Genomic DNA, 25,970 nt, shown 5'->3' with positions numbered 1-25,970 from the left:
CTGGAGCTGCAAATGGCAAAAATTTTACTCGTTGAAGATGATTTAGGATTACAGCAATTAACGCGAGATTACTTAGAAAGTAATGGCCTTGAAGTTGCGGTACTTGACCGTGGTGATGAGGTATTTGACTACCTTGAAAACAACCAAATAGATTTAATGATTCTAGATGTTATGTTGCCAGGCAAAGACGGCTTTAGCGTGTGTCGCCAAGTGCGAGATAAATTTAGTTTGCCTATTTTGATGCTTACAGCAAAAGGTGAGGATTTTGACCAAGTAATAGGGTTAGAGTTAGGCGCGGATGATTACGTAATTAAGCCTGTTGAGCCTCGTGTTTTGTTAGCCCGTATTAGTGCTTTACTTAGACGTGGTCAAGCAACAATTAAAGTGCCTGAAGAGCTTCAATTTGGTGATTTGAATATTGATAAAACCAGCCGAATTGTACGCTTAAAAAACAATGAAATTACACTGACTTCTCATGAATTTGAGTTACTTTGGTTATTAGCATCAAATGCAGGTGAAGTGTTAAGTCGTGAGCATGTACATCAGCACATGATAGGGCGCCAGTATGATGGTTTAGACCGCACCGTAGACGTACGAGTATCTCGTATTCGCAAAAAGCTAGGTGATAATAGCGATAAGCCTTATCGTATCAAAACTGTCTGGGGACAGGGTTACTTATTTGTCTCAGATGCGTGGGGCTTATAATCGTTAATGGGGAAACTGTTCGCAAGTTTATATTTGTATATTATAGTTTCCCTGTTTCTAGTTAGTGGGGTTATTGAACAGCTTTGGCCCTATGAAGACTCGCAACAACAATTATCTCTCGATGATGAGTTTGGTCAATCCCTTTGGCTACTAGCTCAAACAGAACAAGGTGTTGCCCATATATCGGCAAACTTCGGCAGCAATATAGTACCAAAGCAAGATTTAGTCCTGCCAGAAGTTCAACAACAGACATTACAAAATAAGCAGTATATCTATCTATTTGATCAGCAACAGCGCGCTATTTGGTATGTCGCACTCGATAGTGAGCGGTTATTGCAAATTGGTCCTATAGACGTCTCAGCACCTGCGTTTTCTTCCGTATGGCCTTATTTATTACTACTGTGTGTAGTAGGTATCCCAGTTGGTTTGTGGAGCTTCCTACTGTGGCGTGACTTTTCCAAATTGCGACAAGCTTGTGAAGCGGTTGATGGCTCACAAGATTTTGAGTTAAGTGAATCATCAAAGTCGTTCTTTTTGCCTATTACAGACACGTTAAGCGCGATGCAGCTTCGTATTCAGCACTTATTGAACGCTCATCAAGAACTTACTTCATCAGTTTCACACGAATTTAGGACGCCTTTAGCTCGATTAAAGTTTGCACTGGCCATGCTAGAAGAACGCATAACCGATGAAAAATCGTTCGATTATATTGATACTATGCAGTTAGACATTATTGAGTTGGAGTCTTTAGTAAAAGAGATGTTAGATTATGCTCGCCTTGATAGTCAACAGCCAAATATGACAATGCAGCAATGTGACTTAGTGCAATTAGTGCATAGCGTGATCACTAAACTTGATTTTGCTACCGAGGTACAATTAGTGACAAACTTACCGCAACATTATGTTTATTTGTGTGATAGTCACTTTATCGCGCGTTGCATTCAAAATTTGATAGGCAATGCGCTTAAGTATGCACAGCACCAAGTTAAAATTAGTCTTGTAGAAGAGCCTCAAAGTATTTTACTTATTGTAGAAGATGATGGCCAAGGTATAGAAAAATCGCAATGGGAGGAAGTATTTAAACCCTTTGCACGGTTAGATAAAAGTCGAGATAAAAAAACCGGTGGCTTTGGTTTAGGTCTAGCAATTGTGGCTAAAATTGTTTCTTGGCACCAAGGGAACTGTGAGGTTAGCAACTCTTCTTTTGGTGGCGCGAAACTAACAGTTCGATTGAATAAGCAGCAATAAAAAAAGCGCCAATTAGGCGCTTTTTCATGGTTTAAACCAAAATCAACAAGTAGCAAAGTAATAGACTAAGACCTTATTGATAAGTTCATTTTAAAATTAATATTTTTTATTTTTTAAAAGTGGCATTAACATTTCTTCCAAGCCATTAAGTTTGACTTCATACATCATGGCTAATTGGCTACCAAGTTGTCCTGCTGGAAAGCCTTGTTGTTTAAACCATACTAAATAGGGTTCGGGTAGTAATAGTAAAGGGCGGCCAGCGTATTTACCAAATGGCATTTTTGTATTGATGGCACTTTTAAGTAGATCGGGATCCATTTTCAACTTAGACAAGTATAATTAGTCGGTTAGCTTATTATAAGAAAATAGGCTGTGACGGGCAAGAAACAGCCTATTTAAAGCGAGAGAGTAGGCCTCGCTGTTTACTTAATGAATTTGATAACTTGGTTTTTTTACAAAGCCTAATTGCTTTAAGCGATTAATGATTGATGGGTCGTCAATACGCTGCGGTGTTTCACTTTTCCGTAAAAAGTGATCACTTGGTACTTGATACACATCAAGCATTTTATGGAAAAGCACATCACGCATAGTCATCGCTGTCATTCCATTATTTTGCATTTCGTCTAGGCGATTTTGCAGCTCGACTAGTTTAGAGGTTTTGGAATCATCAGCCACTGCTGAAAACTGTAAACTCAACTTATATTTCATAGAAAAACCTTTAACATTGCAAAAATTAAAAAATAATTGACTATGTTTATGTGCACATAAAAAATTAATTTCTGTGTTAAAAATAGATACTTACGAATTATCAATGACCGCAGTTTACTCTGTTTTACGGGGGGAAAGCCAATTTGGATGTAAAGCTTTGTAAATGCACTTGACTTTATAATGGGTACTTAAAATAAGCAGTTTTAGCTGACTAGATATAACTCAATGAATATTAAATAAAAATAGTTATCAGTTCCCTGTTTGGTGCTAATAACTATTTTTCCTTAGTGTTTTCCATTAAGAAAATAATTTTTGTTTAACGTGTTCAGCAAAGCCACTACCTGCTTCTAGGTAGAAGTTGTAGGTCGAATCAACACCCATTTCTTCTAGTTCTTTTTGCTGATCGGGGTAGTTTGCAATAGCAGTCACCTGTCCTTGATAACCAGAAGCTTTGAGTTGTTCAAGGGCAAAAATATTTTGCATATGCTTTGGCATAGCCAACATGATCATTTCGACATGGGAGTGATTGACTCGTTGCCAAAAATCAGGATCGGTCGCATCCGCGAGTAGGGCTTTACGTCCTCGGCTGATATGTTTGTCAACAACTTCAGGTTTAATGTCTACACCAGCAACAACACCAGGGTGAGTTACATTGATTGTTTCATATGCACCGGTGCCAATACGGCCCATACCAAAAATAACTATTCTAGTGTTGTTTAGATTTACAGGTAACTCTTCTGCTAAACGGGTTGGGCTTTCAAATCGTAGTAGCCATTTTTCAATTTTAACGTAAATTTCATTGGATCGTTTATTAAGTGGTGAGGCAATAACAAATGTAAGCGACACTGCAATAGCCATAACCGCCAACCACTCTGGTGTGATCATACCACTCGTTGTTGCAACCATACATACAATTAAACCAAATTCACTGTAATTTGTTAACGTAAACGCACTTAATAAAGATGTGCGGGCACGTAATTTAAATACATTGGTTAGCATGTAATAAACTACCACTTTTAATGGCAATACACATACGATAACTAAAGCGATAAATAGTGAGTTAATTGTCAGCTCAGCGCCTAAGCCAATGGTTAAGAAAAATCCAACTAAGAGAATTTCTTTTAAGTTGAGGAGTGATTTAGCAAGCTCACTGGCTTTTCTGTGCGGTGCGAAAATCATGCCGATAATGAGCGCTCCTAAGTCACCTTTTAGGCCTGCAAACTCAAAAGCATGATAGCCAATTACTAGAGCAAAAAAGAAGCCAAACAAGGGTAAGAGCTCACCATGTTTAGAGCGATTCAATATCCAAAACATCACAGGGCGTAGCAAAGGCAATAATACAAACAATGCAATTGCCCAACCGTTAGGTATTTTCCCAGTACTAATGGCTAAAAAAATCACAGCAAAGATATCTTGCATAACTAAAATACCAATAGCAATTTTACCATGTAGACTGGCCATTTCACCGCGCTCTTCAAGCACTTTTACAGCAAATACGGTACTAGAAAAGCTAAAGGCAAATCCTACTAGTAAGGCGCTTTGCCAGCTCAGTTCTTTAAATAAGGGCAGAGCAAGTGATCCAAGTACAAGCATCAAGCCACAAAAAAGCAAGCTACTAATAATAATGTGTAATGAAGCTGGAGCCCACACTTGCGGCTTAATTAAGTTTGCAACTCTCAGTTTTAAGCCAATGCTAAATAGCAATAAGGTTACACCGAGATCAGCAATAGTATTGAGCAACTCAGTGGTTTTAAATCCTGCTAAATTTAACGCAAAACCTGCAACTAAAAAGCCAACTAATGGCGGGAGCTTAAGTTGATAAACGACAAAACCGCAGACAAAAGCTGCTGCAAAATATAATAGTTCCATAATACTTAACGTGACTTCATTTGTTATTACAGTGTATCGAAAGATCCACATTTTTGAAATTAAATAGTATGTAAAGAGATGATGAAAACAACATAAATCAGGTTCGCTTTGTATGAAAAATACTCTCTTTCACATTTTTTAGCTGAAAATCTAAAGAAATCACTATTTTTTCACTGACATCAGCTTTTAAATGTGGTTAAGATGCATTAACAAAGGATTTTAAGTGCAATTTTAGTCGTGGATAAGTTGTACTTAAGGAGAAATAGATGTTTAAAAAGATTCTTGCATCAGTCGGTATTGGTGCAGCAAAAGTTGATACCATTTTAGAAACTGAACACCTGCAACCAGGACAAAAGTTTAATGCTCAAATCGTCATAACCGCAGGCGATGTTAGCCAAGAAATTTCAGGCCTTGATCTTGCTCTTATGACTCGTGTCAAAGTAGAGGGTGAGGATGGCAGCTATTTTACTAATCACGTTATCGACAAATGGCGTATTACAGACATTGGTACAATAGAGCCAGGCCAAGAAAAGCATATTCCATTTGAAGCACGCTTGCATTCAGAAACACCTATTACAGAAATTAACGCTGGCTATAATCAATCCCATGTTTGGCTTGAAACGGGGTTAGATATTGATTTAGCGCTTGACCCAAGTGATAAAGATCACCTACATATTTATCCAAACGACGCTGTTAATACATTTATGCAAGCAATGGATAAACTGGGTTTTAGTTTGGTTAAAGCGGATGTTGAAAAAGGTTTCTTACGTGCTTCAACATTTAGCTCAGTGTCAGGTTGTTATCAAGAGCTAGAATATAAGCCTAACAGTCGTAGCTTGTTTGGTCTGCAAGAAGTAGAGCTATCTTTTGTGCCTGAAGCGCATAAAACTCATGTTTTAATTGAGTTAGACAGGGCATTTCGTGGTGACGGTTATGTTGACCTTACTATAGAGCATGATCATGTCAACCTTTCGCAATTGTGCGACCAACTTGAGCGCTTATTTGCTTAACGTTAAAATGAACACATTAATTACAGCCCAGTATCGTCTGGGCTTTTTTATCAGGGTTTTTTATGAATTTAACGGTGAAGCCATTTTCAGCTCTTACAACCAATGAGTTATTTATTATTGCAAAAGGTCGAGTTGATGTATTCGTAGTTGAACAAGCATGTGCATACCCAGAGTTAGATGAAGTAGATTGTCACAGTGCAACACGGCACGTGTATTGGTTGACACAACAAGAGCAGCTTGGCGCATATGCCCGTTGCTATGTTAAGAATGAACAGTACAGTGCTATTGGACGTGTACTTATCAATGAATCACAGCGTGGTAGTGGGTTTGCAAAAAAGCTAGTGAAGCAGGCTATCGCTGTATGTGTTGAGCAATGGCCTAGCAAAGATGTATATATAGGTGCGCAAACCTACTTACTCGATTTTTACCGGGGTTTTGGATTTACAGCCATTGCACAACCCTATTTAGAAGACGGTATTGAACATCAAGATATGATTTTAAAAAATCCATCAGCTTAGCTGATGGATTTAATTATTAACCAAATATAGAGTTAATGAATACAAGTCCGATTGCAATTGGGCAAATAAACTTTATGTACCAAGGCCATACTTTCCAAAATAAACTGTGAGCTACATCTGGGCAGCCTTGTTTTATTTCGTTCAGTAGTGAGTTTCTATACCAAATCCAACCAACAAACAGGCAACACATCAAGCCCAGTAGCGGCTGGCCAAATTTGGTGGTTATGGTGATTACTAAACCAAATAAAGCGCCAAAGTTAATTACAATGATTGAACTTACCAAGGTAATTATTGCACCGATTAGCCAGGTTGCTTTTACCCTTTCTAGTGAAAAGCGCTCAACAGCATATGATACAGGAGCTTCAAGCATAGAAATTGAAGAGGTGAGTGCAGCTATACTCATTAAAGCAAAAAAAGCAAAACCTACAAATAGACCTATTGTACCCATACCATCAAATAGCGCCGGTAATACCTGAAACACTAGCGTGTCCTCTGATAGCAATTTACCAGTGTCACTGAAAATCTCAACGCCTTGTGCTTGCGCTACATACATGGCCGGGATAATCAGTAATCCCGCAACAAAGGCGATGAATACATCAATAAGGGTTACATAAGCACCCAGTGACACAAGATTTTCTTTTTTACTGATATAAGAGCCATAAATGATCATCACACTGGTGCCAAGTGACAATGAAAAGAATGCTTGGCCCAAAGCATTAACTAATAATTCTGGGTTTAGAATTGAGCTAAAATCAGGCACTAAGTATGCTTTAAGCCCTGTCATTGCACCTTCTTGCATCATTACATAAATAATCAGCGCAAATAAAATAGATAGTAGTGCAGGCATTAAGCGTTTTGACCATTTTTCAATGCCATTCTCAACGCCACGACTAATGATTGCAACGGTTAAAACTATGAAGCCTGCAGTAAATAGTAGGTTTCTTGATAGTGATTGTTCACTTAACCAACTGGCGGTACTGTCGCTACCACTAAGTGTTGCTATTGGAGCAAAAGTTGCACTTATCATCCAACCAGCCACTATGGCATAAAAACTTAAAATCAGTCCTGCACAAATTATCCCACCAAAGCCAACAACAAAGGCAAAACGCTTCTGTGCGTCAGAATTCGAGATTTTACGTAAAGAGGAAACTGCATTTGCTTGCCCATGACGGCCAATTGTCAGCTCAGCCATTAATGCAGGATAAGCTAAACAAAAAGCGAGGATAAGATAGGCAACCAAAAATGCTGCACCGCCATTACTAGCTGTTTGGGTGGGGAATCCCCAAATATTTCCCAGACCCACCGCTGAGCCAGCTGCGGCCATGATGAATCCAAATCGGGAGCTGAACTCCCCTCTAATTGCGCTCATTATTATTACTTCTCTATTGTGTGACGGCGGTGACAATCTACTGTAAATGCTAAAAAATAAAAAGCACTTATTTTTTCATATAAGCGTGTTTGCTTGATTTTGAATCATTGCTAGCGTACGTTTACATTTCGGTGGTTGCTAAGTGATTGTATAGTTTAACATTTCAATGAAACACTTGATGTAAACTGTAACATAATGGTTACATTTAAGTGGTGTCGTGTATTTTTAGAGTAAAACAGGCGCCAGGTAGTCGTTTACTTCGCCCTACAATAACTGAACCATGATGCCAATCAGCAACTTTGGCAACAATTGCTAAACCTAAACCATAGCTCTGATCACCACGGTTACGGTGACTCTGTTCTTGGAAAAAGGGGCTAAATACCTTACGCCAATTAGTTTCATCAATACCCGGGCCATCATCCTCGACGGTGAAAACAACCATTTGGCTTTGCTTGTAAGCAGATAGAATAATTTTTTCGTTAGCAAAATCACATGCATTACTGAGTAAGTTACTGATTGCCCTCGCAAGCCAATGTAAGTCGGCACAAATACTAATATCGCTACAATTTAGTTCCAAGTCGAGCTGCTGCTTAATAATCTTAGGCTCAAGCTGTTGTACTACAGTGGTTAAATATGCATTTAACTGGGTTCGTGTATAAGTCAGTTGTGTCGCTTTTTGCTCTAAAGTGGCAAATGCTAAGTAGCTTTTAAGCATTGACTCCATTTGATCTAAATCTGACTCCATTCTTGATAAGTAATTTTTTCTTTTTTGTTCGTCTGTACAATCGAGTGCTGCGTCTAAACCAAAGCGTAAGCATGCGATTGGTGTGCGAATATCATGTGATAAACTAGACGCCATGAGTTTGTTTTCATCAAGCAGCTTTTCAATCTGGCTAGCCATGCGATTAAATGTCATCTCGACGTCTTTAATATAAGTAAAATGGGAGACCCCGATCCGTGCTTGTAAATTACCACTGGCGAACTGTTTAGCAGCTTCATTCACTACACTCAAGCGTTTAGCAAGCGGCGCAATAATAAAGCCCATAAAGACACATAAACCCGCATAAAAGAGCAAAGTGAGCAACATATCATTTTGCTGGGTAAGTTCTTGGCGCTTTTCTAATCGTAGCTTTAAATGAAAAGGTGCAAGCTGACTGTTACTGTAGAGCAAGTAAAACCCCAGTTGATCTTCGAGGATAAGGCCACCTTGTTTATTCATTTCATTGACTAATGAAGTCGGTAAAGCGAGTGCTTGAGTAGCTCTGTATGTTAAAGGTAAAGAAAACTGGGTTGCCAGTTGTTGGGTAAAAGAGGCTCTTTGCTCCATCGCAACTGCACTTACTTGTTGGCTAAACCCCATAAGTAACTTACTTTGTAATTCAAACTCATCTTTACTACTGTAAGTTTGCTGGCTAAATGCATCGATAAGCCAACCCAGTACCACGATTGAAAGTAGGGCACTGGCTAGTAATGAAATATAAAACTTTTTCATTGCTTGCTATAACCTCGGCTCGTTTTTACATTTACCATGCACTGGCAACAAGTAGGTAGCCTCGGCCCCAAATCGTTTTTATTTTTTCTGGGTGTTGTGAGTCATCATTAAACTTTTTACGCAGTGCAGAAATAAGCACATCTACGCTACGGTCTAGGCCATCATATTCGCGTCCTTTGGTTGCTTTAAATACCGCATCGCGCGAAACAACTTGCCCTGCATTAGCTGCCAAATATTGTAGCAACAAGTATTCCGCACTCGAAATGGGTTGCTCTACATTATTAATAAACACATTTCGAGCTTGAGTATCAATTTTTAATGAGCCAACTTCGATAATAGTGTCGTCTTGCCTGTTATCTGAAGTATCATTATTTAAACGCAGCGCAGCTTTTATACGTGCAAGTAATGCTCTGGGTCTGACTGGTTTCATTATGTAGTCACTTGCGCCTACTTCTAAGCCGATCACTTCATCCATTTCATCATCGCGTGCGGTCAGCATAATTATAGGGCGTTGATAGAATTGGCGAAGTTCTCTGCATACACTAATACCATCTTGGCCAGGCAACATGACATCAAGTAAAATTAAATCTGGGTTTAATTGTTTTACTTGCGTAACAACTTGATCGCCACGAGCGCATATTTGTGCGGTATAACCTTGCTCAGTTAAATACTCAGCTACCCATTGTGCAAGGGAGCTGTCATCTTCTACTAGTAAAATGGTGCCGTAATTATCCATAGAATTCTCTTTAAAAAAGTCGCCAGCGACGTTTCTTTTGGCGGTTTTGATAAACCCATTGTAGTTGTACTTGAGTCGTTGCGATTATTTTACCGTTATCACTATTGATTAGCTCAAAAGCAATTGTTTCAACAGAATCAAAAGCGTAATTGAATTGGCCAGACTGCTGCCTTAACCAGCATTGCATTATATGTTTTGAAGTCGCATCGCGTAGGCAGTAATTGCCAACCTCAGGCTGTTGCCAATTCAGTGCAATATCAGCATAGCAGTTACGTCCTTCGCGAAGCGCAACACAGGTATCTGGTACAGCGAGAAGGTTATTCTCTTGTGCTTGCTCGCCGTGGACTAAAAGCGATTTAGACCCCAGTAAACAAAAAATTATAGTAAGAGTTTTAGAATACATATCGCACGCCTACCATGGCTTTATGTTGATAGCTTTGTGAGACAATGGGGCTATCAGCTATTTCGTCGGAAAACCACGTTGATAGCCAGCCGCTTAAAAATACCCAATGTTGATTAAGTGGATACTCGGCATGAAATTCAAAGATTAAGCTACCTGATGTGCCTGTGCTGTATATGGGTCTAGTTGGCGTGGCTTCATCTGCTGCGATACCAAAGTAGTAATTAGTAAAATCAGCTGAATATGCACTGATCCCTACGCCGGTGCGAAATTCCCAATTCCGCCAAGGTAGAATATGACTAAAAAACGAATTCATCACCCAGCCATTATGGGCGTTTGATATATCGTGGAGGTATTCAAATGATATTTGTGAGTTTTCAAAACGACGGGCTAAGCGTAAACCAGTATTAAAGTCATATTTTCGAGTATTAATACCGGCAAGTTCTTCTATGGTACCGGTGTTATAAAAGTCGAGGCCAGTATCATCAAAGCCTGCTTGAACATTAGCACCAATTATATCCAGTTCCCAATTAAACTGTTCAATTATACTATAGCCAACGATGACGCCACCACTGAGCTGACTGTGATCTATATCGAGGTAAAAACGGTCGTAAGATAGCGCGAGATTTAGGTCAAGCTCTAAGCCATCATTGTATGAGTCCATTCCAACCAAAAAGGAGTCTTCAATATAATAACCCGCTCCCGCACTCCAATCCCACGCAAACCCGCTAGTGGGCTCAAGAGTGTTATCTGCATAGTAGCGATTGCTTGCTGCACTGGTGTTGATCCACAAACACATACTGAGAAGGGTAAGTTTCAAATATGGTGCTAATTGATTGTGCAGCATCTGTTTTCCGGCAGCGTAAATAGAGTAAGTATGTGTATTATATTGTTAAAGAGTACCTTTTATCTGTAAAAAAATGTACGAAATGGTGTTTAATTTTATAACACTTTAATTTTATCAATCAAAATACTGGTTAAATAATACTGCATCATTGGAGTCAAAGCGCTTATTTCAGTGCGATTACATGGCCCTTGTAACTTAGTTAAGTTACTCATTTTGCTGATGGTTTTATACTCTGGAATACTCACGTCCTGATTTGCACGTGCCATACGCGCTTGCTCTGTATTTTGTTCGTGAATAAAAGATGCAATTTCTAATTCATTACTGATTAATTGTTCTTGTACAAAGCTATATACCAACGGCTCTCTGTGAAAACTGGCACTATCAATAGATGATTTTCCAAACCACACAACATCACCTGAGGCTCTGTGGGTTAAGCGCATGCTTACTTGTGCGTTGATGGTCGCACATTGTTGTGTCGGGTAAAGCATAGCGACTTTTTCAAATGTAGTTGTTGTTTCGCTAGGAACTTGTATTTGATATTTGGTGTCGTCAATAAAGTTAAGTTCCAGTTGATGAATTGATAGAGTGTAATCAGTAACACCTTGTTCAACAACACGCAAATTAATTGCAGTTATTGCATCACTTATTTGCTTGAATAATGTGTCTGTGACACTGGCTTTATCTGCGACGATTCTAACAGTTTGATTACGGCTTACTTTATGGGCTGGTAGCTGCACCGACTTCACTTTAGGGGAAGCATGTTTAGTTGCGTATTCAACTTGGTAGCTTTGGCTTTTCAAAGATGGCTTTGCTGGCATTGCTAATGGTGCTGCTATTGGCGGTGGGGCGGTAACACACGCTGTGGTTGTTAAGATAAAAACAGCAATAATAAGAATACGAATAATCACAATAAACCCTTTAAAAATTCATGAATCTAGACATTGTACGTTAGTCTTAATAAAAGTTCATGGTATTATGGACTCAGAATATTCTCAATGTAGATAAAAATAATAAAAAATGAAGTATTTTTTGCCCTGGGTTTATACCGTTTTTCTCCTTACTCTGTTGTTTTTTTCTGGGCTTAGTCATGCAACTGATAAACAGTGGCAATCACTTGTCAGTGATTATGAAAAGCATCTAGCTGCAAAATTAAAAAGTAAAGGGATCCCTGGTGGTGCGCTGTCTATAGTAAACGGCCCGGATAATCTTTTTGTAAAAGGGATTGGTGTTACAAAGCTTTCTAAGGGGCGCAAGGTCGATGCCCATACTCGCTTTCGCTTAGCCTCAGTATCGAAAACATTTGCAGGCTCCCTGACGGCAAAACTCGCCAATGAAGGGCGCTTTTCTCTCGAAGATCCTGTTAGCAAATTTATTCCTGAATTCAGTAATACGAGTTATAAAAACAACTTGAAGGTTTATCACTTATTGAGCCATTCAGGAGGTTTAGTGCCCAATGCATATGATAACTTGATTGAGTCGAGAATGAGTTACCCTGATATTGTATCTAAGCTTTTAAGTGTAGAGCCCATTTGTAAGCCCGGACAGTGTTATGGCTATCAAAACGTGATGTTTAGTTTGGTTGATGAAGTAATTAAAGCAAGCACTAAAATGGGCTATGCTCGCTGGTTAAATGAATTCGTTTTTGCACCTTTGCAAATGAACGATGCTAGTTTAGGGTATGAGCAAATGATAATTGATAACAACTACGCCCACCCACATGTTAGGGGGCGTAAGCGTTGGCATACGGCAAGATTAAAACAAAACTACTATAAAGTGCTGCCCGCTGCGGGTGTTAACGCCAGTGCCAGTGATATGGCTATATGGCTTAAAGCACAATTGGGTTACTACCCAAGTGTGTTGTCGCCTGAAGTACTTGCAGATCAAACTCGTCCTTATACGCATACTAAAAAAGAGTTACGTCGTAGGGTGTGGAAAAAACACCTCAAAGAGGCTTATTATGGTTTAGGTTGGCGGGTTTATAATTATGATAATGAAACCCTTTATTACCACAGTGGCTGGGTGCAAGGCTATCGTAGTGATATCGTTATTATGCCGCATTTAAACATTGGTTTTAGTTTGATTTTAAATGCGGAAACAGGTTTGATCAATGAGCTTACCACAGAGTTTATTGACCAAGTCCTTGCTTATAAACGTCAGCAGAAATAACGCTAGGATCATTAATGAAGTACTTACTGAGTTTTTTAATTATTTTTTATACTGGCGCGGTTTATGCGACACCTGAAAATATTTTCTTATTTCGTCATAGTGAAAAAAGCGAAGGCAAGAACCCGCATTTAACAACCGCTGGAAAGCAAAGGGCGCTGCAATTACCTACTTTAATTCACCAAACTGAAACGGTTACGTTATACAGCACTAATTATAATCGTACCGTTGAGAGTGCAAGTGAATTAGCTAAGCACTTTGCTGTTGAGATTAATATTTATGATCCGCGAGATTTAGTGGCGTTTAAAGAGCATATTTTGCAACAACAGGGCACAGTGATAGTCATTGGTCATAGCAATACGAGTGTTGAACTAGCGGCTTTAATTTCTGAATTAACGGTAAGTAAAATGCTTGAATCAGAATTTTCACGTTATTTCTTACTACAGCGCAGAGGGAAAAATTATCATCTAAGTGATTTACGAATGAATTTTTAGTCGATTGCACATTCTTTTACATTTTTCTTCGCCGTAAAATTTAATTATAAAAAAACCAGCTTCCGCTGGTTTTTTTAGGAAGCTAAAAAAATTAATTGCGCGGCAACTGAATTTTTTTCTCTTCACTTTGGCGATAAAGCACAATCGTGTGACCGATTGTTTGCAGTTTTTCTGCGCCAGTTTCACGTACAATTGCCTCAAATATCAAGGCTTTAGTTTCACGATCGTCAGTTGGTACTTTAACTTTAATAAGTTCGTGAATCTCTAATGCACTTTGTATTTCAACCACAACACCTTCGGTTAAACCGTTTGAACCAAGTAATACAACTGGTTTTAGGGAGTGTGCTTGACCTTTTAAAAACTGCTTTTGTTTGTTCGATAATTTCATGTTGTTACAAATTTTGCTGAATATGGCTTGAATTAAGGGTATTCTAACGCCATCTAAAGAATATTACTAATTAGTTGCGTGTTAATTTATGACAAATAAAAAACATTCAGCCAGTTCACAGCGTTGGTTGAAGGAACATTTTGATGATCCTTACGTTCACGAAGCCCAAAAGAAAGGTTGGCGCTCTCGTGCGATTTTTAAACTTGATGAAATTCAAAATAAAGATAAATTACTACGCCCAGCAATGACCGTGGTAGATTTAGGTGCGGCACCCGGTAGTTGGTCCCAGTATTTAGCAGAAAAAGTTGGCGCTAAAGGCCAAGTTGTTGCATGTGATATATTACCTATGGATTCACTGGCAGGTGTTGATTTTTTACAAGGAGATTTTCGAGAAGAGGCTGTACTCGATGCGCTATTAAATCGTATTGGGGGTAAAAACGTAGATGTGGTGCTTTCCGACATGGCACCGAATATGAGTGGCAATAGCTCTGTTGACCAAGCAGGCAGTATGTATCTGGTGGAACTAGCGCTGGACATGTGTCACCAAGTGTTGAAGAAAAATGGTGCATTTATTGTTAAAGTTTTCCAAGGTGAAGGTTTTGATCAATATTTACAAGATGTACGTAATAGCTTTAAAACAGTGAAGATACGCAAACCCGACGCCTCGCGTGCTCGTTCTCGTGAAGTATATATAGTAGCGACAGGCTACAAACTGTAGTACAGTTGTCAGGCGTGTAGTTGAATTTAAATTAATTGGATACAAGAGGTTAACCCCTTGAGCGATATGGCGAAAAATCTAATACTCTGGCTGGTAATTGCAGTTGTGCTAATGTCAGTCTTTCAGAGCTTTAATGGTGGCGATCAAATCGATCGTCAAACTAGTTACAGTCAATTTGTTAAAGACGCCCGAAATGGCGCTATACAAGAAGTGGCAATTGAGAGTACCAGTGGCACAATCACTGGGACTAAAAGTAATGGTGAGCGCTTTCAAACCATTATGCCTATTTATGACAAAGACATTTTAAATGACTTATTAAAAAGTGATGTGAATGTTAAAGGTGTTAAACCTGAAGAACAGTCGTTCTTAGCAAGCATACTTATTTCATGGTTCCCGATGCTGCTCCTCATTGGTGTGTGGATTTTCTTCATGCGTCAAATGCAAGGCGGTGGCGGTAAAGGTGCTATGTCGTTCGGTAAGAGCAAAGCACGCTTGATGAGCGAAGACCAAGTTAAAACAACCTTCGCGGATGTTGCTGGGTGTGACGAAGCGAAAGATGATGTGACCGAATTAGTGGATTTCTTACGGGATCCGTCTAAGTTCCAAAAGTTAGGCGGTAGTATTCCTAAAGGTGTACTGATGGTCGGTCCTCCTGGAACGGGTAAAACATTGCTTGCCAAAGCTGTTGCCGGTGAAGCAAAAGTACCGTTTTTTACTATTTCAGGTTCTGACTTTGTAGAAATGTTTGTTGGTGTTGGTGCGTCACGTGTTCGTGACATGTTTGAACAAGCTAAAAAAGCAGCGCCATGTATCATTTTCATCGATGAGATTGATGCAGTTGGTCGTAAGCGTGGTGCAGGTATGGGCGGCGGTCACGATGAGCGTGAACAAACTCTAAACCAAATGTTAGTAGAAATGGATGGTTTTGAAGGCAACGAAGGTATTATCGTTATCGCCGCAACGAACCGCCCTGATGTACTTGATCCAGCATTACTTCGTCCTGGTCGTTTTGACCGTCAAGTTGTGGTTGGTTTACCTGATATTCGTGGTCGTGAGCAAATATTAAAAGTTCATATGCGTAAAGTGCCTTTAGGCGACAACGTAGAAGCGGCTGTTATTGCCCGCGGCACGCCAGGTTTCTCAGGTGCCGACTTAGCAAACCTTGTCAACGAAGCTGCTTTATACGCTGCTCGTGGTAATAAGCGTGTAGTTAGCATGGCTGAGTTTGATGCTGCTAAAGATAAAATCATGATGGGTGCTGAGCGCAAGACCATGGTGATGAGTGAGCAAGAAAAAGAAATGACAGCCTACCATGAAGCGGGCCACGCAATTGTTGGTCGGTTAGTGCCAGAGCATGACCCTGTGTATAAAGTGTCTATTATTCCTCGTGGCCGCGCCCTTGGTGTAACTATGTACTTACCAGAGCAAGACCGTGTTAGTCATTCAAAAGAGTTGCTTGAGTCAATGATTTCAAGCCTTTATGGTGGACGTATTGCAGAAGCACTTATCTACGGTGAAGATAAAGTAACCACAGGTGCGAGTAACGATATTGAAAGGGCAACTGATATTGCGCGTAAAATGGTTACTCAGTGGGGTTTGAGTGAAAAGCTTGGGCCATTACTTTATGCAGAAGATCAGAATGAAATGTACATGGGTGGCGGCGGAGGCCGTGCTATGAGCATGTCGGATGAAACTGCAAAAGTAATTGATACTGAAGTACGTTTGTTTTCTGATAGAAACTACCAACGTGCTGAGGATATTCTTAAAGAGAATATCGATATCTTACATTCGATGAAAGATGCATTAATGAAGTATGAAACAATTGATGCAAAACAAATTGATGACTTAATGGCACGTCAACCAGTGCGCGAGCCTCGCGATGCGCATGACAGACGTGACACAGACGATAAAAAGCCAGCACCAGCCCAAGTAAAAGCTGAACCTGAGAATAAAGATCAAGAATCATCGCAAAAAGATGAAACAAACCTTGATGACAAAGCTGAATAATAGTTAAAATAGCTTATCTAAAAACCCCGGGCCACCGGGGTTTTTTGTATTAAAAAGAATAATCAATACGATGGATGTATTGAAGGTGAAAAATGACCACAGTTAATTTACCTCGAGGTCGTAAGTTGCACCTCAACACCCCAATCATTATGGGGATCTTAAATGTTACTCCTGATTCCTTTTCAGATGGTGGTTCATACTATCAAACGGACAGCGCTGTCATTCAAGCTCAAGCCCTTCTTAACGATGGTGCGACCATAATAGATATTGGTGGTGAGTCGACGCGCCCAGGTGCGCCTGATGTCACGCTTGAAGAAGAGTTAAGTCGTGTAATACCCACAATAAAAGCAATAAGGGCTCATTCAGATTTAGCTGTAAGTGAATGTATCATTTCAATTGATACCAGCAAAAGCGAAGTAATGCACCAAGCAATACGCGCTGGGGCTGATATAATAAATGATGTGCGTGCTCTACAAGAGCCTGGTGCGCTTAGCGCAGCAGCCCAGTTTAAAGATGTCGCTATTTGCTTGATGCATATGCAGGGGCAGCCTCGCACCATGCAAAGCAATCCGCAGTACGATAATTTATTTGCAGATATCAATCATTTTTTTCAGCAACGTATTGATGCTTGTAAAGCAGCGGGCATTAAGCCAGAGCAACTTATTCTAGATCCAGGCTTTGGCTTTGGAAAAAGCTTGACTCACAATTATCAATTGTTAGCACGATTTGATGAATTTAATCGATTTAATTTACCAGTGTTGGCAGGGCTTTCACGTAAATCAATGATTGGTAATTTACTAAATAGAACAACGGATGAGCGCCTTGCCGGCAGTTTAGCTGGGGCACTTATAGCAGCGCAACGTGGCGCAAAAATTATTCGAGTACATGATGTAAAAGAAACCGCAGATGTGCTTGCTGTTTGGCAAGCTTGCGAACAAGGAATATCAAATGAGCAATAGAAAATATTTTGGCACCGATGGTGTACGTGGCATGGTTGGGGAGTTTCCAATCACCCCTGAATTTGCACTTAAACTTGGCTGGGCAGCTGGTCGTGTACTGTCACAAAATGGCACTAAAAAAGTTATTATTGGTAAAGATACGCGGATTTCTGGCTATATGCTTGAAACATCACTCGAAGCTGGCTTAATTGCCGCAGGTATCGATGTGGTTTTACTAGGGCCAATGCCAACACCGGCTGTTGCTTATCTTGCGCAAACATTTCGTGCTGAAGCGGGTATTGTGATCAGCGCCTCACATAATCCTTATCATGATAATGGCATTAAGTTCTTCTGTGGTCGAGGGTTAAAACTCGGTGATGACGTAGAGTTGCAAATCGAAGCCATGCTTGATGAGCCTATGACGTGTGTAGCCTCTGATAAGTTAGGTAAAGCACGCCGTCTAGAAAGTGCTGATGGGCGTTATATTGAGTTTTGTAAGAGCCAATTCCCGCAAGGTTTATCACTTGAAGGACTAAAAATTGTATTAGATTGTGCTAATGGAGCCACTTACCATATAGCACCATCAGTCATGCGTGAGCTAGGTGCTGAGATTATTTGTCATGCATGTGAACCAAATGGTGTAAATATCAATTTAGAGTGTGGTGCAACTCATGTAGATGCACTTAAGCGTAAAGTGCTTGAGCATAACGCTGATGTGGGTATTGCCTATGACGGTGACGGTGACCGTGTCATGATGGTTGATCATAATGGCCGTGTATTTGATGGCGATGATATTGTTTACATTATAGCTTGTCAGGCTGCCCAAGATGATATTTTAGGTGGTGGTGTTGTTGGTACGGTTATGTCTAATATGGGTCTTGAAAACGCATTAAAAGCCAAAGGTATCGCATTTGAACGTAGTAAAGTTGGCGACCGTTATGTAATGGAACTATTGCAAGAAAAAGGCTGGAAAATCGGTGGCGAAAGCTCTGGGCATGTATTGAATTTAGACCTTATTAGCACGGGCGATGGAATCATCTCAAGCTTACAAGTATTAGCCGCAATGGTTGCACAAAACCGCACATTGAAAGATTTAGGTGCTGGTTTTACTAAATACCCAATGAAAATGATTAACGTGCGCTACAAAGCGGGTACTGATCCAACCCAAGCACCAGAAGTACTTGCTGCAGTTGCGGAAGTTGAAACTAAACTGGCCGACAAAGGTCGAGTTTTACTACGTAAATCTGGCACTGAGCCGGTAGTGCGAGTAATGGTTGAAGCTGAAGAAGAAAAAGTAGTACTTGATAGCGCAAGCAAAATTGCTGCAGTTGTCGAATCTATGAGCAAACAAACTGATTGATAACAATAACCTCTTGTAACTTTGGGCGAGTCGAGTTACTATCTCGCCCGCTTTCTAATCTGGAGTGGAAAAATGGCAACACGCAAGCCAATGGTAGCTGGGAACTGGAAAATGAATGGCTCTTTAGAGCTTGTTAATCAGTTATCTGTTGCAGTAAATGACGTCAAATCAGCTGATTTAGATGTTGTAGTATTTCCTCCTTACCCGTTGTTATCTTCGTTAATTAAACAAGGTGTAACAACAGGTGCGCAAACTGTATCGGAAAATGAGCCAGGCGCTTTCACCGGTGAAGTAGACGCACAACTAATTAAAGACTTAGGTGCTAAGTATACATTGGTTGGTCACTCAGAACGCCGTAGTATTTATGGTGAAAGTAATGACACAGTTGCTAATAAATTTGCGCGTGCACAGCAAGTAGGCTTAACCCCTATATTATGTGTAGGTGAAAGTGAGCAACAACGTGAACAAGAACAAACTGAATTAGTGGTTGCTGCACAAATTGATGCAGTAATTGATAAATTAGGTCTAGCAGCACTGAAAGATTCTGTGATAGCATACGAGCCCGTTTGGGCCATTGGCACAGGTAAGACTGCATCGCCTGAACAAGCACAAAGCGTGCACAAATTTATCCGTGATAAAATTGCTACTTTAAGCAGCGATTTAGCACAAGGGCTGACCATTCTTTATGGTGGCAGCGTTAATGAAAAAAATAGCGAATTATTATTTGCACAGCCAGATATAGATGGTGGCCTGATTGGTGGCGCTAGTCTAAAAGCAGATTCCTTTACTGCAATCTGTAATAGTGCAAAAAGGACCGTATAAGATGTACGAAATTTTATTAGTAGTTTATTTAGTTGTTGCGCTTGCACTTGTTGGTATGGTTTTAATCCAACAAGGTAAAGGCGCAGATATGGGCTCGTCATTTGGCGCTGGCGCATCAGGAACTGTGTTCGGTTCATCAGGTGCGGGTAACTTCATGACAAAAACAACCACAATTTTAGCGACAATCTTTTTTGTGCTAAGTATTGTGCTAGGTAATTTAACCGCGAATCAAATTAAGCAAAGTGATGAGTGGGAAAACTTAGAAGCAGCTCCTGCAGTTGAAACTGTAACACCGGCTGATAGCGATGTTCCAGTAACATCTACGAAAGAAAAATCTGACGTACCAAATTAATTTATAGAATATTGTTAAGCGGTTTACATTCCTCAAGTAAACTAACAAGCTTAACAGGTAAAAGTGAAAGCTTTAAAAATGCGGTTGTGGTGGAATTGGTAGACACGCTACCTTGAGGGGGTAGTGCTTTCGGGCGTGGGGGTTCAAGTCCCCCCAACCGCACCATATCAAAGAAACCGGTAACAGCGATGTTACCGGTTTTTTTATACTTATACATTCAGTTAGTTAGGTGTAATTTATAGATATTATCAATGTCAGTACCGGGTTTTAGCCCTTTACAGCTGATTGGTTATCAGTCTAGCTAAATGAAAAGTTGTTTCTAAGTTTTGTCTCACTGTTTATTAGCTAACACATCACTACCAGGTTGTCGTGCTTGCTCAATCAAACTTTCTCCGTTATTAATAGAGGCTAAAGCTAGCCCCTGGCTGTTGTTTTTGTTGTTATCTGCTGAGTAAAGTATTCGATTGTTTACTCTTTATTAGTTGCAAATGTATGATCTTCGTTGATTAATTGAAATTTCAGAACAAATACCGCACTTTAAAGGCTTGATATTTAGCTAGAACTGGTGTTTTTTGACCGTGTCGACCAATGCGGCCTATTCTTTTGTGCAACTGCTCTTGGGTAAGTCAGTTTGAATCAGATGCAAGCTGCTAAACTTACCATCATTGTATTAAACAATATTTAGTATCAAATAGGTTATCTTATAGTAAAGGTGTCACTTTTTTTAAAAACTTAGGTGAGGTTTGAGTTAAATTGGTGAGTTTAATAAAATTTTCTTTATATTTAATGCTAAAACAATTAATTACAACAAAAGAGAATTGCAATTAACTAATAATAGCCTATAAATAGAGGATGTAAGTAAAATCTAACAAATAGTGTTAAAACTCTGATTGATTACGTATTGATGAGATGATTATATATAGAAAAAGCTATATAAATTATAAATATAGTTAAATATTAGGCCATCTAGCCGATAACACACATAGTTATAAAAATTAAGGTACATCGAATGGCGTCAAGTATGTCTTTTCAAAATATCAGTATCACCAAAAAAATCCATGCCATTACTAGTATTGCAGTGGTCGCTTTTATAGTGATAGTGCTGATAAATTATATTGCTATGGATGACAACCGAGGTTCATTGGATGAGCTAGAGAAAACCTCTTACCAGGTGGTTAAGTTAACATCTTCAAATGTTGTTCTATTAGAAAAACTAGACGAACTCTATACGCAAGCTGTAACGTTTGGCGAACAAGAACTGGTAGACAAAGCCGGTGACACATATGCAAAATTAACCGTTAACCTTGAAAAAATCACAGCTATTAACAGTAGTTACATCGACTCTCAAACACGCATCCAACTTAATAGTTATTCTAAGGTTTCTTCTGAAATAGCGGTTGGAATGATAAAAGGTACTGCTGATTTTAGTAAGATCCAACAGCAAGCTCAGTCTAAAACACAGATGTATAACTCTGTTTTAGAGAGTTTTAAAAATGCGCAGCAACGTGCTGATGACCGTTTTTTTGAATTAGTTAAAGATACTAAGTCTCGTTCTGATAATGCTTTAACTTTGATGTTCGTCGTGTCTTTAGTGTCTTTGGTTTTACTTTTATTTATGGCTGTCTGGATTGCAAGAGGTATTGGGTCTGCAGCGAGTGAGGCGGCAGGAAATTTACGTTTACTAGGCGAAGGTAAAGGCTCACTAAGTACGCAGCTAACAGTACGATCTGAAGATGAAATTGGTCAAGTAGCAATCAATTTCAATACGTTTATAGCTTTATTACGAGGTTCAGTTTTAGATGTAATGGCTGTATGTGAGCCATTAATGGAAAATTCAACACGCTTAGTTCAAGGTATGGAGCAAGCTGAGCGGGCAACCAGTAAACAAACTTCAGATGCAGAGATTGTTAAACAGTCGATGGAAGAGATGAAGCAGAGTGTGGGTGATATCTCTCAATCGGCTGCTAACGCATCTCGTGCTGCACAAACAGCGGAGCAAGAAGTAGAACAAAGTCGTAGCCAGATTCAAACATCGGTTTCAGAATCTAAAACGCTGAGCAATGAAATAAATCATGCGGCAACTACAATCAATAAGTTAGCTGATGACACTAAAAATGTAACACAGATTTTAAATGTTATAACGTCGATTGCTGAACAAACAAATTTGTTAGCACTCAATGCCGCTATTGAAGCAGCTCGAGCTGGTGAGCAGGGCCGAGGCTTTGCGGTAGTAGCCGATGAAGTTAGAGAGCTTGCATCACGTACAGCTAAATCAACAAATGAAATCCGAGAACTATTAAATATACTGACAACAGCTGCAAATGAGTCGGTAAATGCAATGACTTCGGCACGGGATATGGCGACTAATAATGCCATTGCAGCAGAAAATACCGGTGTTTCAATTGAAAAAATTGCCGAACAAATGCTTGAGATTAATGGAATGAACTCGCAAATAGCAGCGGCCACTGAAGAGCAAACTTCCGTTGCTGCGATGGTTGTCGAGAATGTCTCTAACATGCATACGTCATTCGAAGATACAATGCAATCACTTGCCGCTGTAAGGGATGTTGCTAAAAATCTACATTATTTATCAGATAACTTATTAGATGCGACTGCGAAGTTTAAAGTTGAATAAAGGCGAATCTAAACTTTAAAATATTTAAGTAGATAATAAAAAACCACCTCGTTTGAGGTGGTTATTCAATTGAAAAATAAATAATTTTTAAAATTTGCCAATAACTTTTACGCTATCAGTCACCTTTGCGCTATCAATGTAGCCAATTCCATCCTTGTTGTTACTAACGAAATCAATCACAGCTTGATCATTACTAAGTTTTTCAGGTGGAGTTCCTTTACCGGTAAATATCAATTTTGACCAATAAGCATTGAGTTGACTGCCAGACTTACCAACCACTTTGTCGTTGAACTCATCTGCTACACTATTACTATCTTGGTTAACTGGGTTCACTTTCATACCATCAGCAAAAGATTTACTTTTTCCTAAGTAGATTTTTTTAATGGTATTAGCGTCAATTTGATTCGCATTTGCAGGGTTTACGATTACAGCAACTTCTGCAAATGTGTTCAATGAGCAAACAGTCAGTGCAGCGGCTAAAAATAATTTTTTCATCACAAACTCCAATTAAAATACTAAATCTACAGCGACAGCAACAACATCAGTCTCAGTATCTGTGATATCGTTTTTAAAGCGGCTAAAGTCTACCTTTAAAGCTGCAGAAGGGTGGAAGTCATAACGAGTGCCAATAGTGTATACATTACTTTTCGCTTTTGATCCCTCTAATACCAAGTTGATACCTTGATTTAAATCAGGAACGGCTGGTAGCGCATTATAACGGCTTTTTTCATGCTTATCGTCGTTATTCTCATAAGTCAAATGAACAGTCCACTCATCTATACGATAGCCTACAGATGTATAGTATTGAGTTTGCTTAGCTAATGCACTGTTATCTACTTCAAACTCCGTATATTCAGCATCGAATAACACGTTGTTATAATCAATAGAGAAACCAAGTGCTAAGAATGATCCGTCATCTTCATCGACAGCGATGTTATCAGCCTGATCAACAAACCCTGCGTTTCGTAATGTTGTTTCTAACTCATTGAGTGCGACAGCTGTTGCGTTATCATTTTCAATTGCTATAGATGTATCAGCTATAAAGTAGGCTGCGCGAGCACTAAACCAGTCGTAGCTTAGTGTCCAGTTAACGCCTGCTATATCATTAAGCTCAGTGTCACCATTAACTGATACAACGGCAATTGTACCGTCGTAGCTTCCATAAATACCTTGAAGTGTCGAGTCCCAATCACCAATTTGTGATGAATATAATAAACTTAAACCTTCATAGGTTGAAAAAGGAAGGTTATAAACTGATTGAGGTGGCCTTACCCAGCGGTATGCATAGCCAACATCTAAAAAGTCTGAATAACGATAAAAAGGTACGCGCATTTTACCTGCACTGAGTTGCAGCTCATCGGTAAACTCGTATGTTAAGTACGCCCATTCAAACTCAGCGTCAAAGTCATTTTCGCCACGGGCTACTATTTGTGCTGTTGCGCTTAATTTATCTTGCAGATCAGCAGATAATTGCAGCGCAAACACGCTTTCATTTTTAAAAGATATATCGTTATCATACCCATATAAAGTTGTATCATCGTCTAATGTTTTACCGCCAACAATAGAGGCAAAACCATTGATACGCACTTCTGCATATGAGCTTGCAGACGCACATACAGCGCAAAGAGCAATTGCGATAGGAAGTTTTTTCATTGTGTATCCTAATATTTAAAGAAATGTTGATTTCAAAGATATTCTAGTAGTAAAAGAGCGACTTAGCGACGCTATCGGTAAATAAAGTAGTTAAGGCCAATTTTAAGAAGTGAAAATTCAGAATAGATAAGGTGGATTATTTCATATGTTAGACTAATTTATAATAATTTTATTAGATTTTTAATTTTATCCAGCTAAATCATACCTAATTCAACCAAATAACTATAACCTTCTTCCTGAGGTGGCTGCTCATCGGACTTAACGTTCTTTTTAGGTTATGTGGCATCGTAAAAAACTCTTTAAAGGTGTGGTATTTAAAGATAAGAACTTGCGCAGTTCTAGTGCCAGTTATATTGTTGTTATTTATTGGTGTTTTAACAGCACCATACCGTATAAAAATAACAATTGAGGGTAGCCACAGTGGAACATAGGTTTTATGTGCTTAGTGATAAGCAGCAACGGCGCTTTCAACTAAAGCTAATAGGCTTGTATGTTCTTTTAAATATTCTGCTAGGAAGTGTGTTTACTTTTCTTGGAGTCCCTTTTGTTACTTTATTTGTACTGTCAGTAAGCTTGTCTGTATTAGCCCCTTTTATTGATGTACCAAGTGGCATAAAAGCAGGGAACTTAATTTATTACTCACCGTTACTCATTGCGGAAAAAGTAAAAAATAACAGTTTGGCTTTACATGGTGGGAGTTTATTCGATTACTACTTTGTTCTAGATTCAAGCCAAACCGCCCAGCAACGAAAAAAACAGGTCTTAAGCGGCTATGTTGCGGGGTTAATTAAACTAATTGAACATTATGAGCAGCAACAACATAAAAATATAACCATTAAGGCGACCAGTTATATTATTAATCCTAAAACAGCACAAAAAGTGGGCTTTAACCAGGTACAAACCGATGGCTTACAGACGTTACTTTTATATTTTAACTGGGTAAACATAAGCTGTTCAATGTCTATAATAAAAGGGCGCCTATCATTTGCTGATATTAGTAAAGTGTATTCATACCAAGGTAAATTGGAAGAGTTGATCGCCCGCAAAGCTTATTTGAAAGCTTTACAGGCACGGTTGTAAAGCAGGCAGGTTACCAAGCTTGAGTTTTAATTATCGTTATCTTGCTCGCGCTGTTCGCGGGCTTCACGTAATTCTTGGGCGAGTTCTTGTGCTTTTTGCTTGGTTTTTTCAGTTAACTCACCTGCAGCTTCTTTACTTTCGAGCCATGCGTCAAGGGCAACTTCTTTACCATCATCGTACATGTCTAAGCCAAGCTTTTTACTTTCAGCTAATAGCTCGTCAAGTGATTCATCCTTGAATTCATTAGTGGTATCTTTTACCTCATCCCACGCATCACCTAATGCTTTTTTCATTTCGGCTTTGGCTTCTGCTGCATCTTCTTTTACTTCATTAGCGTCTTCACATCCGCTGAGAATAACGCAACCTAACAAAACTAAACTCGCGATTTTTTTCATATTTGTTCTCTGTTAAAAGGGGGAGTGTTCCTAAGACCGTCATTCTTAGGTAAAGTAATTTTA

27 protein-coding genes and 1 tRNA gene are annotated in these 25,970 nt (G+C 39.3%); 15 read left to right on the top strand and 13 right to left on the bottom strand.

Annotated features, from left to right (window positions below; translation table 11 throughout):
* Positions 1–12 precede the first annotated feature (12 nt).
* Positions 13–705 carry a response regulator gene (locus B5G52_RS00975; RefSeq protein WP_087530940.1) on the top strand — a complete coding sequence of 231 codons (693 nt, stop codon included), beginning with the start codon at positions 13–15 and terminating at the stop codon, positions 703–705.
* Between the two features lie 6 nt (positions 706–711).
* Complete coding sequence (locus B5G52_RS00970) at positions 712–1,953, top strand: ATP-binding protein (RefSeq protein WP_087530826.1); 1,242 nt, start codon at positions 712–714, stop codon at positions 1,951–1,953.
* Positions 1,954–2,049: 96 nt separating this feature from the next.
* Here the strand turns inward: B5G52_RS00970 and B5G52_RS00965 are convergent, their stop codons facing one another.
* The 3 genes from B5G52_RS00965 to B5G52_RS00955 all read right to left on the bottom strand — a co-directional run bounded on the left by B5G52_RS00965 (position 2,050) and on the right by B5G52_RS00955 (position 4,530).
* Positions 2,050–2,271: a DUF3820 family protein gene (locus B5G52_RS00965; protein ID WP_087530825.1), complete on the bottom strand. Its 222-nt coding sequence runs from the start codon at positions 2,269–2,271 to the stop codon at positions 2,050–2,052.
* Between the two features lie 108 nt (positions 2,272–2,379).
* Positions 2,380–2,661, bottom strand: a complete 282-nt coding sequence (locus B5G52_RS00960) for a hypothetical protein (protein WP_087530824.1) — start codon at positions 2,659–2,661, stop codon at positions 2,380–2,382.
* A gap of 297 nt (positions 2,662–2,958) precedes the next feature.
* Positions 2,959–4,530 (bottom strand): cation:proton antiporter family protein, encoded by a 1,572-nt coding sequence (locus B5G52_RS00955; protein WP_087530823.1) that lies wholly within the window; start codon positions 4,528–4,530, stop codon positions 2,959–2,961.
* Between the two features lie 266 nt (positions 4,531–4,796).
* Here B5G52_RS00955 and B5G52_RS00950 point away from each other — a divergent pair, with 266 nt between their 5' ends.
* Together B5G52_RS00950 and B5G52_RS00945 are read left to right on the top strand one after the other, a co-directional pair.
* A complete protein-coding gene (locus B5G52_RS00950) occupies positions 4,797–5,540 on the top strand; it encodes a sporulation protein (RefSeq protein ID WP_087530822.1) in 744 nt (247 codons plus the stop codon).
* A 62-nt stretch (positions 5,541–5,602) separates the two neighbouring features.
* Positions 5,603–6,058: a GNAT family N-acetyltransferase gene (locus tag B5G52_RS00945; protein ID WP_087530821.1), complete on the top strand. Its 456-nt coding sequence runs from the start codon at positions 5,603–5,605 to the stop codon at positions 6,056–6,058.
* Positions 6,059–6,074: 16 nt separating this feature from the next.
* On the opposite strand, the gene B5G52_RS00940 is transcribed toward B5G52_RS00945, so the two are convergent.
* The 6 genes from B5G52_RS00940 to B5G52_RS00915 form a co-directional block, all read right to left on the bottom strand.
* Positions 6,075–7,427, bottom strand: coding sequence for a sodium-dependent transporter (locus B5G52_RS00940; RefSeq protein WP_087530820.1), 1,353 nt, complete (start codon positions 7,425–7,427; stop codon positions 6,075–6,077).
* 205 nt (positions 7,428–7,632) lie between these two features.
* A complete protein-coding gene (locus B5G52_RS00935; protein ID WP_087530819.1) occupies positions 7,633–8,919 on the bottom strand; it encodes a HAMP domain-containing sensor histidine kinase in 1,287 nt (428 codons plus the stop codon).
* 31 nt (positions 8,920–8,950) lie between these two features.
* Positions 8,951–9,655: a response regulator transcription factor gene (locus B5G52_RS00930; RefSeq protein ID WP_087530818.1), complete on the bottom strand. Its 705-nt coding sequence runs from the start codon at positions 9,653–9,655 to the stop codon at positions 8,951–8,953.
* 10 nt (positions 9,656–9,665) lie between these two features.
* Complete coding sequence (locus B5G52_RS00925; RefSeq protein ID WP_087530817.1) at positions 9,666–10,058, bottom strand: DUF3019 domain-containing protein; 393 nt, start codon at positions 10,056–10,058, stop codon at positions 9,666–9,668.
* Positions 10,048–10,854 carry a MipA/OmpV family protein gene (locus tag B5G52_RS00920; RefSeq protein ID WP_254911130.1) on the bottom strand — a complete coding sequence of 269 codons (807 nt, stop codon included), beginning with the start codon at positions 10,852–10,854 and terminating at the stop codon, positions 10,048–10,050. The genes B5G52_RS00925 and B5G52_RS00920 overlap by 11 nt, the downstream gene beginning before the upstream one ends.
* A 143-nt stretch (positions 10,855–10,997) precedes the next feature.
* Positions 10,998–11,804 carry a hypothetical protein gene (locus B5G52_RS00915; RefSeq protein ID WP_087530939.1) on the bottom strand — a complete coding sequence of 269 codons (807 nt, stop codon included), beginning with the start codon at positions 11,802–11,804 and terminating at the stop codon, positions 10,998–11,000.
* Between the two features lie 115 nt (positions 11,805–11,919).
* On the opposite strand from B5G52_RS00915, the gene B5G52_RS00910 reads away from it, so the two are divergent.
* Positions 11,920–13,068, top strand: coding sequence for a serine hydrolase (locus B5G52_RS00910; protein ID WP_087530815.1), 1,149 nt, complete (start codon positions 11,920–11,922; stop codon positions 13,066–13,068).
* A gap of 14 nt (positions 13,069–13,082) precedes the next feature.
* A complete protein-coding gene (locus B5G52_RS00905) occupies positions 13,083–13,559 on the top strand; it encodes a histidine phosphatase family protein (RefSeq protein WP_087530814.1) in 477 nt (158 codons plus the stop codon).
* 91 nt (positions 13,560–13,650) lie between these two features.
* Here the strand turns inward: B5G52_RS00905 and yhbY are convergent, their stop codons facing one another.
* Positions 13,651–13,947 carry a ribosome assembly RNA-binding protein YhbY gene (gene yhbY / locus B5G52_RS00900; protein WP_058559834.1) on the bottom strand — a complete coding sequence of 99 codons (297 nt, stop codon included), beginning with the start codon at positions 13,945–13,947 and terminating at the stop codon, positions 13,651–13,653.
* An 88-nt stretch (positions 13,948–14,035) separates the two neighbouring features.
* Between yhbY and rlmE the strand changes: the two genes are divergently transcribed.
* The 8 genes from rlmE (at position 14,036) to B5G52_RS00860 (ending at position 22,779) form a co-directional block, all read left to right on the top strand.
* Positions 14,036–14,665 (top strand): 23S rRNA (uridine(2552)-2'-O)-methyltransferase RlmE, encoded by a 630-nt coding sequence (gene rlmE, locus B5G52_RS00895; protein ID WP_087530813.1) that lies wholly within the window; start codon positions 14,036–14,038, stop codon positions 14,663–14,665.
* Positions 14,666–14,731: 66 nt separating this feature from the next.
* The gene (gene ftsH, locus B5G52_RS00890; protein ID WP_087530938.1) at positions 14,732–16,672 is read left to right on the top strand and encodes an ATP-dependent zinc metalloprotease FtsH; all 1,941 of its coding nucleotides are present in this window, start codon (positions 14,732–14,734) and stop codon (positions 16,670–16,672) included.
* A gap of 92 nt (positions 16,673–16,764) precedes the next feature.
* Entirely contained in the window at positions 16,765–17,631 is an 867-nt protein-coding gene (gene folP, locus B5G52_RS00885; protein ID WP_087530812.1) for a dihydropteroate synthase, read from the top strand.
* Positions 17,621–18,970, top strand: coding sequence for a phosphoglucosamine mutase (glmM, locus tag B5G52_RS00880; RefSeq protein WP_087530811.1), 1,350 nt, complete (start codon positions 17,621–17,623; stop codon positions 18,968–18,970). The genes folP and glmM overlap by 11 nt, the downstream gene beginning before the upstream one ends.
* 72 nt (positions 18,971–19,042) lie before the next feature.
* Positions 19,043–19,792 carry a triose-phosphate isomerase gene (tpiA, locus tag B5G52_RS00875; RefSeq protein WP_087530810.1) on the top strand — a complete coding sequence of 250 codons (750 nt, stop codon included), beginning with the start codon at positions 19,043–19,045 and terminating at the stop codon, positions 19,790–19,792.
* Position 19,793: 1 nt separating this feature from the next.
* Entirely contained in the window at positions 19,794–20,144 is a 351-nt protein-coding gene (secG, locus tag B5G52_RS00870; RefSeq protein ID WP_087530809.1) for a preprotein translocase subunit SecG, read from the top strand.
* Between the two features lie 80 nt (positions 20,145–20,224).
* Positions 20,225–20,309, top strand: a tRNA-Leu gene (locus B5G52_RS00865).
* An 844-nt stretch (positions 20,310–21,153) separates the two neighbouring features.
* Positions 21,154–22,779 carry a methyl-accepting chemotaxis protein gene (locus B5G52_RS00860; RefSeq protein ID WP_087530808.1) on the top strand — a complete coding sequence of 542 codons (1,626 nt, stop codon included), beginning with the start codon at positions 21,154–21,156 and terminating at the stop codon, positions 22,777–22,779.
* Positions 22,780–22,866: 87 nt separating this feature from the next.
* On the opposite strand, the gene B5G52_RS00855 is transcribed toward B5G52_RS00860, so the two are convergent.
* Positions 22,867–23,274: a phosphate ABC transporter substrate-binding protein gene (locus tag B5G52_RS00855; RefSeq protein WP_087530807.1), complete on the bottom strand. Its 408-nt coding sequence runs from the start codon at positions 23,272–23,274 to the stop codon at positions 22,867–22,869.
* Positions 23,275–23,286: 12 nt separating this feature from the next.
* Positions 23,287–24,432 (bottom strand): porin, encoded by a 1,146-nt coding sequence (locus B5G52_RS00850; RefSeq protein ID WP_087530806.1) that lies wholly within the window; start codon positions 24,430–24,432, stop codon positions 23,287–23,289.
* Positions 24,433–24,852: 420 nt separating this feature from the next.
* Here B5G52_RS00850 and B5G52_RS00845 point away from each other — a divergent pair, with 420 nt between their 5' ends.
* Positions 24,853–25,512: a hypothetical protein gene (locus B5G52_RS00845; protein ID WP_087530805.1), complete on the top strand. Its 660-nt coding sequence runs from the start codon at positions 24,853–24,855 to the stop codon at positions 25,510–25,512.
* 26 nt (positions 25,513–25,538) lie between these two features.
* On the opposite strand, the gene B5G52_RS00840 is transcribed toward B5G52_RS00845, so the two are convergent.
* Positions 25,539–25,907, bottom strand: a complete 369-nt coding sequence (locus B5G52_RS00840) for a hypothetical protein (RefSeq protein ID WP_087530804.1) — start codon at positions 25,905–25,907, stop codon at positions 25,539–25,541.
* Between the last annotated feature and the right edge of the window lie 63 nt (positions 25,908–25,970).

The sequence above is a fragment of the Pseudoalteromonas sp. A601 genome (assembly GCF_002165575.1).
Lineage (GTDB): Bacteria > Pseudomonadota > Gammaproteobacteria > Enterobacterales > Alteromonadaceae > Pseudoalteromonas.
This window is presented reverse-complemented; position numbering and strand designations above follow the sequence as displayed.